The 17120-nt window shown below is 67.0% G+C and carries 16 protein-coding genes; 11 read left to right on the top strand and 5 right to left on the bottom strand.

The annotated features are described in order from the left end of the window. Positions 1-21: 21 nt before the first annotated feature. The 10 genes from KIP89_RS05550 (at position 22) to KIP89_RS05505 (ending at position 10599) form a co-directional block, all read left to right on the top strand. Complete coding sequence (locus KIP89_RS05550; protein ID WP_213754393.1) at positions 22-393, top strand: YciI family protein; 372 nt, start codon at positions 22-24, stop codon at positions 391-393. Then, positions 393-1649, top strand: coding sequence for an RNA polymerase sigma factor (locus KIP89_RS05545; protein ID WP_213754392.1), 1257 nt, complete (start codon positions 393-395; stop codon positions 1647-1649). Before KIP89_RS05550 ends, KIP89_RS05545 begins: the two co-directional genes overlap by 1 nt. Positions 1650-1807: 158 nt before the next feature. Beyond that, entirely contained in the window at positions 1808-3040 is a 1233-nt protein-coding gene (locus tag KIP89_RS05540) for a CaiB/BaiF CoA transferase family protein (protein WP_213754391.1), read from the top strand. Between the two features lie 2 nt (positions 3041-3042). After that, the gene (locus KIP89_RS05535; protein WP_213754526.1) at positions 3043-3981 is read left to right on the top strand and encodes a hydroxymethylglutaryl-CoA lyase; all 939 of its coding nucleotides are present in this window, start codon (positions 3043-3045) and stop codon (positions 3979-3981) included. A gap of 219 nt (positions 3982-4200) precedes the next feature. Next, positions 4201-5073, top strand: coding sequence for an ABC transporter ATP-binding protein (locus tag KIP89_RS05530; RefSeq protein WP_213754390.1), 873 nt, complete (start codon positions 4201-4203; stop codon positions 5071-5073). Next, complete coding sequence (locus KIP89_RS05525; RefSeq protein ID WP_213754389.1) at positions 5070-5864, top strand: ABC transporter permease; 795 nt, start codon at positions 5070-5072, stop codon at positions 5862-5864. The genes KIP89_RS05530 and KIP89_RS05525 overlap by 4 nt, the downstream gene beginning before the upstream one ends. Before the next feature lie 46 nt (positions 5865-5910). After that, positions 5911-6921: an ABC transporter substrate-binding protein gene (locus KIP89_RS05520; protein ID WP_213754388.1), complete on the top strand. Its 1011-nt coding sequence runs from the start codon at positions 5911-5913 to the stop codon at positions 6919-6921. Between the two features lie 201 nt (positions 6922-7122). Beyond that, positions 7123-7611, top strand: a complete 489-nt coding sequence (locus KIP89_RS05515; RefSeq protein ID WP_213754387.1) for a DUF3833 family protein — start codon at positions 7123-7125, stop codon at positions 7609-7611. Next, entirely contained in the window at positions 7611-8942 is a 1332-nt protein-coding gene (locus KIP89_RS05510; protein ID WP_213754386.1) for an MFS transporter, read from the top strand. The genes KIP89_RS05515 and KIP89_RS05510 overlap by 1 nt, the downstream gene beginning before the upstream one ends. Positions 8943-9078: 136 nt before the next feature. After that, complete coding sequence (locus KIP89_RS05505) at positions 9079-10599, top strand: MFS transporter (protein ID WP_213754385.1); 1521 nt, start codon at positions 9079-9081, stop codon at positions 10597-10599. Positions 10600-10614: 15 nt separating this feature from the next. On the opposite strand, the gene KIP89_RS05500 is transcribed toward KIP89_RS05505, so the two are convergent. Both KIP89_RS05500 and KIP89_RS05495 read right to left on the bottom strand, forming a co-directional pair. Continuing rightward, positions 10615-11964 (bottom strand): MFS transporter, encoded by a 1350-nt coding sequence (locus tag KIP89_RS05500; RefSeq protein WP_213754384.1) that lies wholly within the window; start codon positions 11962-11964, stop codon positions 10615-10617. A gap of 131 nt (positions 11965-12095) precedes the next feature. Then, positions 12096-12239: a hypothetical protein gene (locus KIP89_RS05495; protein WP_213754383.1), complete on the bottom strand. Its 144-nt coding sequence runs from the start codon at positions 12237-12239 to the stop codon at positions 12096-12098. Between the two features lie 627 nt (positions 12240-12866). On the opposite strand from KIP89_RS05495, the gene oxlT reads away from it, so the two are divergent. Then, the gene (gene oxlT, locus KIP89_RS05490) at positions 12867-14186 is read left to right on the top strand and encodes an oxalate/formate MFS antiporter (RefSeq protein ID WP_213754382.1); all 1320 of its coding nucleotides are present in this window, start codon (positions 12867-12869) and stop codon (positions 14184-14186) included. A 72-nt stretch (positions 14187-14258) separates the two neighbouring features. Here oxlT and KIP89_RS05485 read toward each other — a convergent pair whose 3' ends face one another. The 3 genes from KIP89_RS05485 to KIP89_RS05475 all read right to left on the bottom strand — a co-directional run bounded on the left by KIP89_RS05485 (position 14259) and on the right by KIP89_RS05475 (position 16985). Then, entirely contained in the window at positions 14259-15053 is a 795-nt protein-coding gene (locus KIP89_RS05485; protein ID WP_250152205.1) for a carbon-nitrogen hydrolase family protein, read from the bottom strand. Positions 15054-15064: 11 nt separating this feature from the next. Next, entirely contained in the window at positions 15065-16120 is a 1056-nt protein-coding gene (gene speB, locus KIP89_RS05480; protein ID WP_213754380.1) for an agmatinase, read from the bottom strand. Between the two features lie 118 nt (positions 16121-16238). Continuing rightward, a complete protein-coding gene (locus tag KIP89_RS05475) occupies positions 16239-16985 on the bottom strand; it encodes an alpha/beta fold hydrolase (RefSeq protein WP_213754379.1) in 747 nt (248 codons plus the stop codon). Between the last annotated feature and the right edge of the window lie 135 nt (positions 16986-17120).

Genomic DNA, 17120 nt, shown 5'->3' with positions numbered 1-17120 from the left:
CCCTACTGCGAAAGGGCGAACATGATCTACGCACTGCTCTGCTACCATCAGGAAGACGTCGTCTGTGGCTGGACCAAGGAGGAGGACGACGCCGTGATGGCCCGCCTTGCCGTCGTCCACGAAAAGCTCGCCAGGGCCGGCAAGCTGGGCCCGGCGGCGCGCCTTCTGCCGACCACCGCCGCCACCACGCTGCGCAAGGACCAGGACCCGCCGCTGGTGCTGGACGGCCCGTTCGCCGAGACCAAGGAGCAGTTGCTCGGCTTCTACACCATCGACTGCGCCGATCTTGAGGAGGCACTGGAGGTCGCCCGCGAACTCGCCCGCGCCAATCCCGGCGGCGCCTATGAGGTGCGGCCCGTCAGCCTGTTCGTGCCCGGCAGCTTCGCGCCCTGATGGACGAGGCGCGCCGGATCGGCACCACGCTGGCCGCCGCGCGTCCGCAGGCGGTGGCCGCTCTGCTGCGCTATTTCCGCGATCTCGATCTGGCCGAGGAGGCGTTCCAGGAAGCGTGCCTGCGCGCCCTGCGCAGCTGGCCGCAGAACGGCCCGCCGCGCGATGCCGCCGCCTGGCTGATTTTCGTCGGCCGCAATGTCGCGCTCGACACGGTGAGGCGCCGGGCCCGGCAGACCGAGCTGCCGGCCGAGGAGATGCTCTCCGACATCGAGGACGCCGAGGCGGTGATCGCCGAGCGCATGGACGGCGCGCATTATCGCGATGACGTGCTGCGCCTTCTGTTCATCTGCTGCCACCCGGATCTGCCGGCGACGCAGCAGATCGCGCTGGCGCTGCGCGTCGTCTCCGGCCTCTCGGTCAGGCAGATCGCCCGCGCCTTTCTGGTCACGGAAGCGGCGATGGAGCAGCGCATCACACGGGCGAAGGCGCGGGTGGCAAAGGCTGAAGTGCCCTTCGAGACGCCCGGCGCGGTGGAGCGCGCCGAACGGCTCGGCGTCGTCGCGGCCATGATCTACCTCGTCTTCAACGAGGGCTATTCGGCCGCGGGCGACCTGTCCGCCGCCCGCGAGCCCTTGTGCGAGGAGGCGATCCGCCTCGCCCGGCTGCTGCTGCGGCTGTTTCCCGCCGAGCCGGAAATCATGGGTCTGGCCGCGCTCATGCTGCTCCAGCATGCCCGTGCCAAGGCGAGGTTCGACGCGGAGGGCATGGTGATCCTGCTCGACCATCAGGACCGCCGGCTCTGGAGCCGGCCGGTGATCGCCGAGGGGCTTGCCCTGCTCGACAAGGCGCTGCGTCACCGCCGGCCGGGTCCCTATCAGGTGCAGGCGGCGATCGCGGCGCTGCATGCGCGTGCGGCGCGGCCCGAGGAGACGGATTGGGCGGAGATCGAGCTGCTCTACAGCACCCTCGAGATCATCCAGCCCTCCCCGGTGGTGACGCTGAACCGGGCGGTGGCGGTCGCGAAGCTGCGCGGGCCGGAGGCGGCGCTGGCCATGGTCGAGCCGCTCGGCGACAAGCTGTCCGGCTATTTCTACTATCATGGCCTGCGCGGCGCGCTGCTGATGCAGCTCGGCCGAACGAGCGAGGCGCGCGATGGCTTCATGACCGCGATCGGCCTCGCCACCACGGCTGCCGAGGCCGCCCATATCCGCGCCCATCTGGACCGGCTGGCCGCTACCGGCCGCGAGGGCCCCTGAAGGCCGCGGTCTCAGGCGCGGGCGCGTGCCCTGACCGAGTTTCCCCGTCCTGTTTTCAGCATCCCGCGCGTGCCGGGCATCGAATTATGCCGAAAGATGATTGGACCTCGCGCCGCTTTCGACCGATAGAACGGAAAAACCTCCGGGAGATGCGTCGCATGGACGAAGCCACCCACGGACCGCTGGCGGGAATCCGCGTGGTCGAACTCGGCAATCTGATTGCCGCCCCCTTCGCCGCCCGGCTGATGGCCGAATTCGGTGCCGAGGTGATCAAGGTCGAGTCGCCGGGCGAGGGCGATCCGCTGCGCAAATGGCGCAAGCTGCACAAGGGCACCTCGCTCTGGTGGTATCTTCAGTCGCGCAACAAGAAGTCGATCGCCATCAATATGCGCACGGCGGAAGGCCAGGAGATCGTGCGCCGCATGGTGCGCGAGGCCGATGTGCTGATCGAGAATTTCCGGCCCGGCACGCTGGAACGCTGGGGCCTCGGTTGGGAGGCGCTGAAGGCGATCAACCCCAATCTCGTCATGGTCCGCATTTCCGGCTTCGGCCAGGACGGGCCCTATCGCGAGCGTCCCGGCTTCGGCGCGGTGGGCGAGGCGATGGGCGGCATGCGCTTCACCTCGGGCGATCCCGACCGCCCGCCGGCGCGCACCGGCATCAGCATCGGCGATTCGCTGTCCGCCCTGCATGCGGTGATCGGCGCGCTGATGGCGCTGATCCGCGTGAAGACCGGCCATGGCGGCGGGCAGGTGGTCGACGTCTCGCTCTATGAGAGCGTGTTCAACATGATGGAGAGTCTGGTCCCGGAATATGATCTGCTCGGCCATGTGCGCCAGCGTTCCGGCGGCGCGCTGCCGGGCATCGCGCCCTCCAACACCTATCCGACCCGCGACGGCGCCTATGTGGTGGTCGCCGGCAATGGCGATGCCATTTTCAAGCGGCTGATGACCGCCATCGGCCGCGACGATCTCGGCAACGACCCGCGCCTTGCCTCCAATGAGGGGCGCGCCGCCCATGCCTCGGAACTGGACGGCGCCATTGCCGACTGGACCCGCCGCTTCCCGATCGAGGAGGTGGTGGCCGTGCTCGACAAGGCGGACGTGCCCAATTCGCGCATCTATTCGGTCGAGGACATCGTGCGCGACCCGCAATATCTGGCGCGCGAGATGATCCTGCCCTCGATCCTGCCGGACGGAACGCAGGTGAAGATGCCGGGCATCGTGCCCAAGCTCTCGGAGACCCCCGGCAGCGTGAACTGGCTCGGCCCGCGCCTCGGCGAGAACACCGCCGATGTGCTGGCCGGGCTCGGCTATGGCGCGGCGGAAATCGAGGCGCTGCTCGCCAGCGGCGCTGTCGCCCAGCCCGCGCCCGAGGAGACCGCCTCGTGAGTCTGGCGAGCCTTCCCGCCCGCGTGCATATCCAGGAAGTGGTGACGCGCGACGGGCTTCAGATCGAGCCGCGCTTCCTGCCGACGCCCGACAAGATCGCGCTGATCGACGCGCTGTCGCAGACCGGCGTGTCGAAGATCGAGGTGACCTCCTTCGTCTCGCCCAAGGCGGTGCCGAATCTGGCCGATGCGGGCGAGGTGGCGCGCGCCATCACCCGCCGCGCGGGCGTGACCTATGTCGCGTTGGTGCCCAATCTGCGCGGCGCGCAGGCGGCGCTGGAGGCCGGCATGGACGAGCTGAACCTCGTCCTGTCGGTGAGCGCGACGCACAACCTCGCCAATATGCGCATGACCCCGGAACAGTCGCTGGAGGGTTTCCGCGCCATCGTCGCGGAAACGAAGGGGCGGGCGCTTCTCAACGGCTCCATCGCCACCGCCTTTGGCTGCCCGTTCGAGGGGACGCAGGCGCCGGACAAGGTGCTGGCGCTGGCCGGGCGCTATCTGGAGATCGGTCTCGATTCGATCACGCTCGCCGACACCACCGGCATGGCCAATCCCCGGCAGGTGGCGGGGCTGGTGCGGGCGGTGCGGCAGAGCTTTGGGGCCGTGCCGCTGACCCTGCATTTCCACAACACGCGCGGCATGGGTCTCGCCAATGTTTTGGCCGCGCTGGAGGAGGGGGCGGACCGCTTCGACGCCTCGCTCGGCGGCATTGGCGGCTGCCCCTTCGCGCCGGGCGCGACCGGCAACATCTCGACCGAGGATCTCGTCCATATGCTGGAGGAGATGGGCGTGGCGACCGGCGTCGACCTGCCGCGCCTGCTTGAACTGGCGCGCGGGCTGCCGGCCCTGCTCGGCCACGACATTAACGGCCAGGTGGCCAAGGCGGGCCGGAGCGGGGATCTTCACCCCGTCCCGGCAGGCATCGAGGCGGCATCGTGAGCCCGGCAGCGCAGCCGCCGGCCCTGAGGGCCGCCTTTTCCCCTCTCCCCGTCGGGGAGAGGGCTGGGGTGAGGGGGCTTCGACGCATCGGGATGTTGTCGCCCCTCACCGACCCGCTGCGCGGGCCACCTCTCCCCGACGGGGAGAGGGAAAGGACCTCGTTCGCATGCATGCCGACACATGCGTGGCGGACTTTGAACTGAGATGAGAGGAAGCGACATGGAAACCGCGTTGCGGCCTTCCCCCGCACCACATGCCGCGCCGGCCGCCAGCGGCGCGCCGCTCGCCGTGGCGCTCGATGATGTGAGCATCAGCTTCGCCATGAAGGGCCAGCCGGTGTTCAAGGCGGTGGCGCCGACCTCGCTGCATGTGCGCGAGGGCGAGTTCGTCGCCATTGTCGGCCCCACCGGCTGCGGCAAGTCCACCTTGCTCAACGCCACGGCGGGCCTGTTGAAGCCGGCCGGCGGGAAGGTCGCAATCTTCGGCGAGCCGCTGGTAGGGCTCAACGCCCAGGCCGGCTATCTCTTCCAGCAGGATGCGCTGATGCCGTGGAAGACGGCGCTGGACAATGTCGCCATCGCGCTGGAGATCGGCGGTACGCCGCGCGCGCGGGCGCTGGAGCAGGCGCAGGAGTGGCTGACCAAGGTCGGCCTCGGCCGCTTCGGCGAGCGCTACCCGCACCAGCTCTCCGGCGGCCAGCGCAAGCGCGTTGGCCTCGCCCAGGTGCTGGTGCGCGATCCCAAGATTCTCTTGATGGACGAGCCCTTCGGCCCGCTTGACGCACAGACCCGGCAGATCATGGGCACGCTCTTGCTGCGGCTCTGGGCGCAGGACCGCAAGGCGGTGCTGTTCGTCACCCATGACCTCGAAGAGGCCATCGCGCTCTCCGACCGCGTGGTCATCATGTCGGCGGGGCCCGAGGCGCGCATCATCGGCGATTTCCCCATCGACCTCGCCCGCCCGCGCGACGCTTCCGAAATTCGTCTCGATCCGCGTTTCCATGAACTGCACCGGCAGATCTGGAACCAGCTCAAGGCCGAGGTCGCCAAGACCTATGGCGACATCACCGAAGGCGAGGAGATCGCCCCGTGAAGACGCATCCCCTGAAGCTCCTGCTGCTGCAGGTTCTGGTCGCCATCGCCGTGCTCGGCTTCTGGCATGTCGGCGCCACCGTGCCGATCGGCGGCAAGTACCTGCTGCCGGAATTCTTCTTCTCCACCCCGCTCGACGTGATCAAGCGTGTGGTCGAGCTGTTCGTCTCGGGCACGATCTGGAAGCATCTCTGGATCACGCTGACCGAGACCGTGCTGGCCTTCATCATCGGCTCGGTCGGCGGCGTGCTGATCGGCTTCTGGTTTGCCCGCAAGCCGCTGCTGGCGGCGGTGTTCGACCCCTATGTGAAGATGGTCAACGCGCTGCCCCGCGTGGTGCTGGCGCCGATCTTCATGCTGTGGCTCGGTCTCGGCATCTGGTCGAAAGTGGCGCTGGGCGTGACGCTGGTGTTCTTCATCGTGTTCTTCAACGTCTATCAGGGCGTGAAGGAGGTTAGCCCGGTGGTGCTCGCCAATGCCCGCATGATGGGGATGAACGAGCGCCAGCTGTTCCGCAACGTCTACTGGCCTTCGGCCATGTCGTGGATGTTCTCTTCGCTGCACACCGCCGTCGGCTTCGCGCTGGTCGGCGCGGTGGTCGGCGAGTATCTCGGCTCGGCGGCGGGGCTCGGCTATCTCATCCATCAGGCGGAAGGCGTGTTCGACGTCACCGGCGTGTTCGCCGGCATGTTCATTCTGGCGGCCTTCGTGCTGGTCATCGACTGGATCGTGACGCGGGTGGAAAACCGCCTTCTGGTCTGGCGGCCCCAGGCGGCCAGCGAACAGGGCTGACAGGTTCAGCCGCTGACAAATCTCATCAAGAAACGGGAGGAACCCAATGAAAATACGTTCTCTTTTGCTGGCAGCGAGCCTGCTTTTCCCCACCCTTGGCGCGCAGGCGGCGGATGTGGAGAAGCCGGACCTCACTATCGGCGTCGGTGGCAAGCCGCTGCTCTATTATCTCCCGCTGACGCTGGCCGAGCGGCTCGGCTACTTCAAGGACGCCGGCCTCACCGTCGAGATCAACGATTTCGGCGGCGGCGCCAAGTCGCTGCAGGCGCTGGTCGGCGGCTCGGTGGATGCGGTCACGGGTGCCTATGAGCACACGATCCGCATGCAGCAGAAGAAGCAGGACATCCGCGCCGTCATCGACCTCGGCCGCTATCCCGGCATCGTGCTCGCGGTGCGCAAGTCGGAAGCCGACAAGATCAAATCGGTGGCCGATCTCAAGGGCAAGAATATCGGCGTCACCGCGCCGGGCTCCTCGACCCATATTCTGGTCCAGTACGCCTTCGCCAAGGCCGGGCTGAAGTCGGATGACGCGTCCTTCATCGGCGTCGGTGGCGGCGCCTCGGCGGTCGCGGCGATGCAGAAGGGCGAGATCGACGCCATCTCCCATCTCGACCCGGTGATCTCCAAGCTGGAAGACATGGGCCTGATCAATGTGATGATCGACACCCGCACGACGGAAGGCACGGAGAAGCTGTTCGGCGGCATGAACCCGGCGGCGGTGCTCTACCTCAAGGAAGACTTCATCGCGGCCAATCCCAAGACGGTGCAGGCGCTCACCAACGTGTTCTACCGCACGCTGAAATGGCTGGAGAAGGCGACGCCGGAAGAGGTGGCCGCCGTCGTGCCGCAGGATTACTGGCTGGGCGACAAGGACCTGTACATCAAGGCGTTCAACGCCTCGCGCCAGTCCTATTCGACCGATGGCAACATCGACGAAGCCAGCATGAAAAGCGCGCTGAACCTGCTCACCACCACCGACCCGAAGTTCGACGGCGCGTCCATCGATCTCTCCAAGACCTTCGACGGCTCGTTCCTCGCCAAGGCGAAGGCGCAGTGACCGTCCGATCCTGACAGCAGGCCCCGTCACGCGCCGTCCTCACGACGGCGGCGCGTGACGGCACGCCGGTTCTGAGCCGGTCCTCGATCCGCTTTCGTGATCGCGACCTTGCCCGCGCACATCCACAACCCGGTTCGGCACGTAGTTGCGGGCAGGACCACGGAGGGTGCGATGCGCCAGAGCCTGAAACGTCTTCTACCCATGAGTCTGCTCGCAGCCCTCGCGCTGACGGCACCCGCCGCCGCCAGCACGGCGCAGCCCTTCACGCTGGAGGGCTATTTCGCCGGCGCGAGCCAGGCCGAGGGCTCTTTCCACGCCATCAACGGCACGTCGCGGCGTTTCTCCGTCGCCCTCGACGGCAAATGGAACGGCCGGATGCTGACGTTGGTGGAGAATTTCACCTTTGCCGATGGCGAGCGCCAGACCAAGACCTGGCGGTTCGAGAAGCAGGCCGATGGCACCTATCGCGGCACACGCGAGGATGTGCGCGGGGATACGACGGTGACCATCCGCGGCAATACCGCGACCTTCAACTATCTGATCGACCTCGATGAAGGGCCGGGCGAGAATCTCGTCCGCTTCCACGACACGATGACCCTGCGGCCGGACGGCACGATGCTGAACACGGCATGGGTGACGAAATACGGTCTGCCGGTCGCCCGTTCGCGCGTCGAATTCCGCCGGCCGTGATGCCGGCGCCCTCACCGGGCGGCCTGGGACGCTGGCGGCTTGCCGCCTATGCGCTGCCGGCGCTGCCGCTCGCGGCGCTCGCCCTCCCGCTCTATCTGCTGGTCCCGACCTTCTACACGCAGACGCTGGGCCTGCCGCTCGGCGCCGTCGGCGGGGTGCTGCTGGCGGTGCGCCTTGTCGATGCGGCGGGCGACGTGGCGCTGGGCTGGCTGTCGGACCGGCTGCGCGTGCGCTTCGGGCGGCGGCGCACCCTCTTCCTCGCCGCGCTCCCGGTGGCGGCGGTCAGCGCCTTCATGCTGTTCGGCCCGCCGGCCGGGGCAGGGCTCCTCTATCTCGCCTTCTGGGCGACCGGCGTCTCGCTCGGCTACACGGGGGCGACCCTGGCCTATGGCGCCTGGGGGGCGGAACTGTCGGGCGACTACCGCGAGCGGGCGGCGATCACCGCGGCGCGGGAGGGGGCGACGCTTGTCGGCACATTGGTGGCGATCAGCCTGCCCTTCATGATGGGCTTCGACCGGGTGGACGGATTGCACGGACTTGCTCTCATCGGCCTGATCGTCCTCCTCACTGCACCGCTGGCCGGCCTCCTGGCGGTGCGTTTCGTGCCCGAGCCGATGGACCATTCCCGCACCCGTCTGGATCTGCGCGCGGCACTCAGATACCTCGCGGCGAACCGTCCGTTCCGGCGCCTGCTCGCCGCCTTCGTGCTGAACGGCCTCGCCAACGCCATTCCGGCAACGCTTTTCCTGTATTTCGTGGCCGACCGGCTGGGCGCCCCCGAACTGCGCGGCCCGCTGCTTTTCGCCTATTTTCTCAGTGCGATAGCCGGTGTGCCGCTGGCCCTTCATGTGGTGAAGAAGGTAGAAAAACACCGCGCCTGGTGCGGCTCCATGCTCATCGCCTGCGCCATTTTCGCCGCCGCTGGATTTCTTGGGCCGGGCGACGTCATCGCCTTCGCGGCGATCTGCGTCGCGACGGGCCTCCTGCTGGCCTTCGACCTCGTCATCCCCCCGGCCATTCAGGCGGATGTCATCGACGTCGACACCGCCGCCTCCGGCGAGCAGCGGTCAGGCCTGTATTTCGCGGCCTGGACGCTGGCGACGAAACTGTCGCTAGCCCTCAGTGTCGGCTTGGTTTTTCCGCTTCTCGACCTTGCCGGTTTCAGCCCCGGTAGCCCCGGCGGCGCGGGGACGGGAGCCCTCGCGGCACTCTATGCCTGGCTGCCGCTTCTGCCGAAGCTCGCCGCCATTGCACTGATGTGGCGCTTCCCGCTGGACGAGGCGGCGCAGCGCGAGCTGCGGGCGCGGATCGAGGGCGCGGCGCCGCCCTGACCGTGGCGGAGGTATAAAAACACCGAACTGTTGCCGGATCGCGTCACGTTGCCCTCGCACCGTGCCGGAACGTCAGCACCCTCTGGTTGGGGCGGGGGCAATGGGCTATGCCCACCGCCCATTGTCGGGGTGCGTGATGCAGGTAACGAGTGAACAAGGTCGGGCCGGGATGGCGAGCCTGCGCGACTGGGTGGCGCTCGGGGTGATCGCCCTGCCATGCCTCGTCTATGCGATGGACCTCACCGTGCTGAACCTCGCGGTGCCGCATCTGTCGCTCGACCTCGCCCCCTCCGCCGCACAACTCCTTTGGATCATTGATATTTACGGCTTCATGGTGGCCGGCACGCTGATGCTGATGGGCACGCTGGGCGACCGTATCGGCCGGCGCCGGCTGTTGATGATCGGTGCCGCGGCCTTCGCGGCAGCCTCGATTCTCGCCGCCTTCGCCCGCACCGCCGAGGAACTGATCGCCGCCCGCGCGGTGCTCGGCATCGCCGGGGCGACGCTGGCGCCCTCGACCCTCTCGCTGATCCGCAACATCTTCCTCGACCAGCGCGAGCGCACCTTCGCCATCGGCGTATGGATCGCCTGCTTCTCCTCCGGCGCGGCGCTCGGCCCGCTGGTCGGAGGTATTATCCTGACGTATTTCTGGTGGGGAGCGGTGTTTCTTGCCGCCGTTCCGGTGATGATCGGCCTGCTCATCGCCGGGCCGCTGCTGCTGCCGGAGTTCCGTGACGAGACGGCCGGCCGGCTTGATGTGCTCAGCGCGGCGCAGTCGATTATCGCTTCTCTGTCAATTATTTACGGCATGAAGCGGATGGCCGAATCCGGCTTTGGAGTTGAGGCGGTAGCGGCTGTCGCGCTGGGTCTCGGCGTCGGCACCCTGTTCGTCGCGCGGCAGAAGCGGCTCGCCGACCCGATGATCGACCTCGCGCTGTTCCGCACGCCCGGTTTCGGGGCCGCGCTCGGTATCAATGTAACGGCGATGCTCGGTGCGATGGGCATCTTCGTCTTCATCTCGCAATATCTCCAGCTCGTGCGCGGCATGAGCCCGCTGGAGGCCGGGCTCTGGACCGCACCGTCCGGCGTGTGCTTCGCGCTCGGCTCCATGGCGACGCCCTGGCTGGTGCGCCGCTGGCGCTCCGCCGATGTGCTCTCCGCCGGCGCGCTGATCGCGGCACTGGGCTTCGCCGTGCTGACGCAGCTTCACCCCGGCTCGTCGATCTGGGTCCTCATGACGGCAATTGTGCTGATCTGCCTTGGGCTTGCGCCGGTCGGCACGCTCACCACCGATTTCGTCATGCGCATCGCCCCGGCGGAGCGTGCCGGGGCGGCCTCGGCGATCTCGGAGACCAGTTTCGAGTTTGGCGGCGCGCTCGGCATCGCCGTGCTCGGTAGTCTCGTCGCGGCGAGCTATCGGCTGGAGATGGTGGCGTTCAGCCTGCCCGACCTGCCGGGAGCCGCGCTCACGGCGGCGCGCGCGACGCTTGATGGCGCGGTCATTGCCGCCGGGCGACTGCCGGCGGAACTGGCCGCGCCGCTGGTGGAGGCGGCGCATGCCGCCTTCATGGTGGCGCTCGACCGGGCGGCGATGGCCTGTGTCGCGGCGGCGCTGCTCGCCTTCCTCATCGCCCGGCTGAGGCTCGCCCGGATCTGAGATCCGGGCGACACGTCACGCCTCGATGTCGACGTCGCGGGTCTCCGTGCCCATCAGCAGCGCGATCAGCGTCAGGCCGGCCATTGCGGAAAGGTATAATCCTACCCAGAACGGGCTGCCGCCGCCCCAGCTCCACAGCGCGATGGCGATGAAGGGAGCGACCGCCGCGCCGAGGATGGAGGAGACGTTGTAGGAAATGCCCGAGCCGGTGTAGCGCACATTGGCCGGGAACAGCTCCGGCAGCAGCGCGCCCATCGGACCGAAGGTCATCCCCATCAGGCTGAAGCCGAGGATGAGCCACGCCATCACCCCGATGGTGCCGCCGGCCAGCATCGGCACCCAGAGCAGGCCGAAGGCGATAATGGCGAGCGTCACCCCGATCAGCGTGCCCCGGCGGCCCCAGCGGTCCGCCCACGGGCCGGAGAGCATGGTGAAGATGCCGAAGAACACCACGCCGATGATCATCATCAGCACGAAGGTGGTGTAATCATACCCAAGTCCTGGCAGGGCACCGTTCACCGCCGCGCGGCCATAGCTCAGCGAGAAGGTGGTCATCAGATAGAACAGCACATAGGTCGCCAGCATGTAGAAGGTGCCGAGCACGAGCTGGCGCGTATGGGTGCGGAACACCGAAACCAGCGGCAGGCTGTGGACCTTGCCGGCCTTCACCGTCTTCTCGAACGCCGTGCTCTCCACCAGATTGAGCCGGACCCACAGGCCCACCGCCACCATGACGATGGAAAACAGGAACGGGATGCGCCAGCCCCAATCGAGGAATGCCTGCGACGGGCGTGAGGGATCATCGGACGGCAGGATGGCGGCGATGATGAGGAACAGGCCATTGGCGAGGATAAAGCCAAGCGGGGCGCCGAGTTGCGGGAAGGTGCCGTAGACCGCGCGCTTGCCGGCGGGCGCATTCTCGGTGGCGACCAGCGCCGCGCCGCTCCATTCGCCGCCGAGCGCGAAGCCCTGCGCGAGGCGCATCAGCATCAGCAGCGCCGGGGCCAGCCAGCCGACCTGATGATAGGTGGGCAGGGCGCCGATGAGGAAGGTGGCGATGCCCATGGTGAGCAGGGCACCGACCAGCGTCACCTTGCGCCCGCGCTTATCGCCGAGATGGCCGAAGAAGATGGCCCCGAGCGGACGCGCCACCATCGCCGCGCCGAACACGGCGAAGGAAGCGAGCAGGGCGGTCGCGTCATTGCCGGGCGGGAAGAAAAGGTGCGGAAATACCAGCACGGCCGCCGTGGCATAGACGTAGAAGTCGTAGAACTCGATGGTGGTGCCGATCAGGCTGGCGAGGATGACGCGCGAGCGGGGATTGGCGACGGTGCCGCCGGACAGGGCGGCAGGGCTGGATGACATGGGCTGCGGGCTCCGGGAGCGTCGCGGCGGGCGAGGACGCAGGCCGGACGAGGATCAGGCGGCCCTTTTAGACCACCCATCCCCGCGATGCAGCCGGCCGAAATGATACTTTCGTCGGCCTGCGCAACCCCTCAGCCCGGCGGATCGACCTTTACGCCCTGCGGACCGACTTCGATCTGCAGCGAGTTCTGATCCCGCTCATAGGCCTGATAGGCGAAAATGGCGGCCACAACGGCGAGCACCACGACCAGAGCGCCGAGGACAGTGCGGTTCATAGACAATCCCTTTCCATTGGCAGCCGGAACAAGGCACCGGCCGCGGTATTGGAACGCGGTGAAGGCCAAGGGGTTCCGCGCGAGTCGCGGGGAAGATGCGTCGGAGAGCCGGCGGCCGGTGGCGATGACTCTTGGCCGCTTACCCAACTGTCATGGATCGCGAGCTGGACGCCTTCGGCGGGCGGCGCTGGGAAAGCCAGGGTCCTGACGCAGAGACGGCGCACGGCACCTCTGCGTCAGGACCCGTATCCCATCACTTCAAGAGACCGCTCCATCGCGATCATATTTCGCTCACGGCCGTGAGAATACTGAAAATCATCCCGCAATATATTCAAATTAAATTGTTATTTTAATGATCTGACCGCAATAAATCATGTAAACATACATTCGTATGAAGCATGTTGAAAACATCATTGGAAATGTTATTTGTCTTTTGTGAGCGGTATCGCGTGATTGAAAAATTGAATACTTGACCGAGCGTCACGATCTGACGTTCGGAGAGGCCGGGAGGCGGTTTCGAGCCCGGCATGCGAGCCCAGCCAGATGAACATCCGGGGTGTGTCGAGCACCCGCGCCGGAAGCGGCCACCAAGAGCCGCGCGGCATCAACAGGTTGAGGAAAGTCTCAATGGAACCGAACGTTACGAGCCCAAGGACCAGCGCGCGGGCCTGGGAGCCCTGGCTTCAACTGGCCTGCGGCGTCCTCTGCATGGCGATGATCGCCAATCTTCAATATGGCTGGACCCTGTTCGTCGATCCGATCAATCAGGCCCATGGCTGGAGCCGCGCGGCGATCCAGACCGCCTTCACCATCTTCGTGCTGACCGAGACCTGGCTGGTGCCGATCGAGGCGTGGTTCGTCGATCGCTATGGTCCGCGCATCGTCGTGACCTTCGGCGGCGTGATGATCGGCCTCGCCTGGATCATCAACTCCTATGCCGACTCGCTCACCCTGCTCTATGTCGGGGCGGTGTTCGCTGGTATCGGTGCCGGCGCCGTCTACGGCACCTGCGTCGGCAATGCGCTGAAATGGTTTCCCTACCGTCGTGGCCTTGCGGCCGGCGCCACGGCGGCCGGCTTCGGCGCCGGCGCGGCACTGACCGTGGTGCCGATCGCCAACACCATCGCCTCGCATGGCTATCAGGCCGCCTTCTTCTGGTTCGGCATCGGCCAGGGTGTGGTCGTCCTGCTGCTCGCCCAGTTCCTGCGCCCGCCCGTCCACAAGATCGCGCCGCCGAAGAAGGCGCTTGGGCTGCCGCAGAGCAAGGTCGACTACCAGCCCTCGCAGACCGTCACCAAGCCTGTGTTCTGGCTGCTCTATCTGCTGTTCGTGATGGTTGCCTCGGGCGGCCTTATGGCGGCGGCGCAGATCGGCCCGATCGCCCATGATCTCGGCGTCGCTGATATTCCGGTGAACCTGCTCGGCCTGCAGGCGGCGGCGCTGACCCTTGCCATCTCGCTCGACCGCATCTTTGACGGTTTCGGCCGGCCGATCTTCGGCTATGTCTCAGACCGGATCGGGCGCGAGAACACCATGTTCATCGCCTTCGGCACCGCCGCCGTGATGCTATTGCTGCTGGTTTATCACGGCTCGAACCCGCTGGTCTTCGTGCTGGCGACGGCTGGCTTCTTCGGCGTGTTCGGTGAAATCTACTCGCTGTTCCCGGCGACCTGCGGCGACACGTTCGGCTCGAAATTCGCCGCCACCAATGCCGGCATGCTCTACACCGCCAAGGGCACGGCGGCGCTGCTGGTGCCCTTCGCCAGCCTCATCGCGGCGGCCTATGGCTGGTACGCGGTGTTCGCCATCGCGGTCGGCCTCAACGCCATGGCGGCGCTTCTCGCGCTGGTTGTTCTGAAGCCGCTGCGTGCCCGGTTCATCGCCCGCAGCGCCGTCGAGGCGGAAGGACTTTCCGCCATGGGCGCGCGCCAGTCGCCCGCGCACTGATCCATCGAGCGGTCGTAAAAAAGGGCGTGCGGGGCAGCCCCTCGCACGCCCTTCTTTTTACCGTGTGTCGGCTCAGCGGGAGCCGACGAGCCGGCCGTAAACCTCAGGCAGACGGTCTCGCATATGGGTGTTGAGCGAGCGCCCGCGCTCCAGCGCCTCGGTCGTGAGATCGGCGAAGACGAGTTCCTCGCCATCGCCCGCCAGCACGAGGTTGCCCCCGCTCGGGTCACCGACGCAGCTCAGCCCCATATAGTCGAGCTCGCCTTCGCTGCCGCAGCGATTGGCATAGGCGATGAACAGCTCGCTTTCGAAGGCGCGGGCCGGGACGATATAAAGCGACACCGCGTCATAGGGCTTCATGTTCGCCGTCGGCACGAGAACGAGGTCGGCGCCGTTCAGAGCCAACGCGCGCACCGCTTCCGGGAACTCCACATCATAGCAGATGAGCAGTCCCGCCTTCATGCCGGCGACCTCCGCCACCTCCGCCGTACCCGCGCCGGGCGCGAACATGGCGCGGTCGAGATCCCCGAACAGATGCGTCTTGCGGAAGTTGAGCAACTGCCGGCCGTCGCGGTCGAGCAGCAGGGCGGAATTGTAGATGAGGCCCGCCGCGTCGCGCTCGGGATAGCCGTAGCAGAGCGCGACGTTATGGGTGCTGGCGATCTGTGCCGCACGGACGGCGCTCGCCCCGTCCGCCGGCTCCGCCACCGCCTCGGCCGCCTCGCGACCAATATTATAGCCGGTGAGGAACATCTCTGGCGCCAACAGCAGGTCCGCGCCGCCCTGCGCCGCGCGGGCGGCGGCGCGTTCCAGTATGTCGAGATTGACCGACGGCCGGTTTTCCGGGTCGCCGGCGGTTTGCAGCATGGCAAGGCGCATCACTCCCCCCGCCGCGCCTTGAGCGCCGTCACCGACATGCAGAGAATTTCGAACAGCACTTGCGCCGCCGCATGCGCCGTGTTGGAGGTACTATCATACTGCGGAGCCACCTCGACGACGTCACCACCGATGACATCGAGCCCGTTGAGGCCGCGCAGGATCTCCAGCACCTCGCGCGAGGTGAGGCCACCGATTTCCGGCGTGCCGGTGCCCGGCGCGAAGGCGGGATCGAGGCTGTCCACATCGAAGGACACATAGACCGGACCGGTGCCGAGGATGGCCTTGGCCTTCGCGATGATGGCGGGCACGCCCATGCCGGTGACCTCCTCGGCATGGATGACCGTCATGCCGCTCTCATAGGAGAACTCCCATAGGAACTCGGCGCCGCCGCGTATGCCGATCTGGATGGTGCGCTGGGGATCCAACGTGCCATCGAGCACGGCCTTTCGGAACGGGCCACCATGGTGGAACTTGGCGCCTTCATAGACGCCGCTGGTGTCACAATGGGCGTCGATGTGCAGCATGCCGACCGGCTGCTTCTCGCCGATGGCTTTGAGGATCGAGCCCGTGATCGAATGATCACCGCCGACGGACAGCGGAATAACGCCGGCCGCCACGACCTTCTTGTAAAAGGTTTCAATGTCCGCGTGGCAGTTCTCAAGACTAAAACGGCTGGTGAACGGCATGTCGCCAATGTCGGCCAACTTCACCTCGGCGGCTGGAACCATGCCGAGAACATGCTCATAGGGACCAATACGCTCGATGGCGCGGACGGCGCGGGGGCCTTGGCGGGCGCCGGGGCGGTTGGTGACGCCAAGATCCATCGGCACGCCGATCAGCGCGACGTCGAGTCCGCCGAAATCCGGCAGGTCCTGAACCTCCGGCCGATAGGGCGCGTCGAGCAGGGTCGCGGCATTGGCCCACGGCCAGACGCGCCGGTCGCCGCCCTTGAACTGGAGCTCGGCCACCTTCTTGAAGGTCGGGTCGAAAATGACCCCGCCGGCGATGGAGCCGTATTTCGCGCGCAGCTCCTCGAGCTTCTTCTGATCCGACATGTTCCCCTCTTGTTGTTGCGACATCACCGGAATCCGGCGCGCAGCCTAGCGGTGCGGTGCAACAAAGGGGAGGGGTGGTGTGACGGAACCGCCGGGGTGTGGCCCGCCGGGCGCACCGTCAGCCGGCGATCTCCATGAGAATGTCCGCGACCGATTCGGGCGCCGACAGGAAGGGGGAGTGCCCGGTATCGAGCTGGTGGAGATGGGCACCCGGCACCGCCGCCTGCATTTCGCGCTGCACGGCGAGCGGCAAACCGCGGTCCTGGAGGCACTCGATATAGTGCCGCGGGAGGCGGCCGAAACGGTGCAGTGTGGTGGACGATGTGTACAGGAATGGCGCGTGAGGCGTGACGCGTACGAGATTGGACAGCGCCCGGTCGATGTCGTGCGCGGTGCAGTCCGAATAGAGCGAGCGGGCGATCAGATCGCGCTTCGTCAGGTCGAGGCCGAGCCCCTCCTTGCCGAGGCGCAGCATGCCCTGCGTCTCGACGATGGCCGGGTCCTTCAGATAGGTCGGCGTCATCACGAAATCGCGGGCGGTCTTGCCGTTCGGCGCCATAAAGCCGGTGAGATAGACCAGCGCCTCGATCTGTTCCGCCATCTCCTCGCCGAGCCAGGTGCAGGTCGCCCCGCCGACGGAATGCCCGACAAGAATGGCCTTGCCCTCGATCGCTTCCAGCGCCGCGCGCACGGGGGCGGCATAGACGGCGATGTCGGTGACAGCGGCGGTCGGGGTCGGGTCGAAGCCATGGCTGGCGAGGTCGGGGGCGATCACCGCATGGCCGTTGGCGCCGAGGATGTTCGCCACCTTCTGGAAGCAGCCGCCCCAGTGCCAGGAACCGTGGACGAGGATGAAGGTGGCCATGGCGCGTCTCCCCTGAGATTTCCCGCCTCCTAGCCCGTGGCCGCGCGTCCGTCCAGCGTGGCATGACGTCGACCAACGCAAGTCGCGCTTTTCGGCGCCGCCGGCTCGGGATAGTTTCTATCCATGGCGCGCAAA

This window comes from Ancylobacter radicis (genome assembly GCF_018449475.1).
Lineage (GTDB): Bacteria > Pseudomonadota > Alphaproteobacteria > Rhizobiales > Xanthobacteraceae > Ancylobacter > Ancylobacter radicis.
Note: the sequence above shows the minus strand (reverse complement) of the source record. Positions and strands in the feature narration are given on the sequence as shown.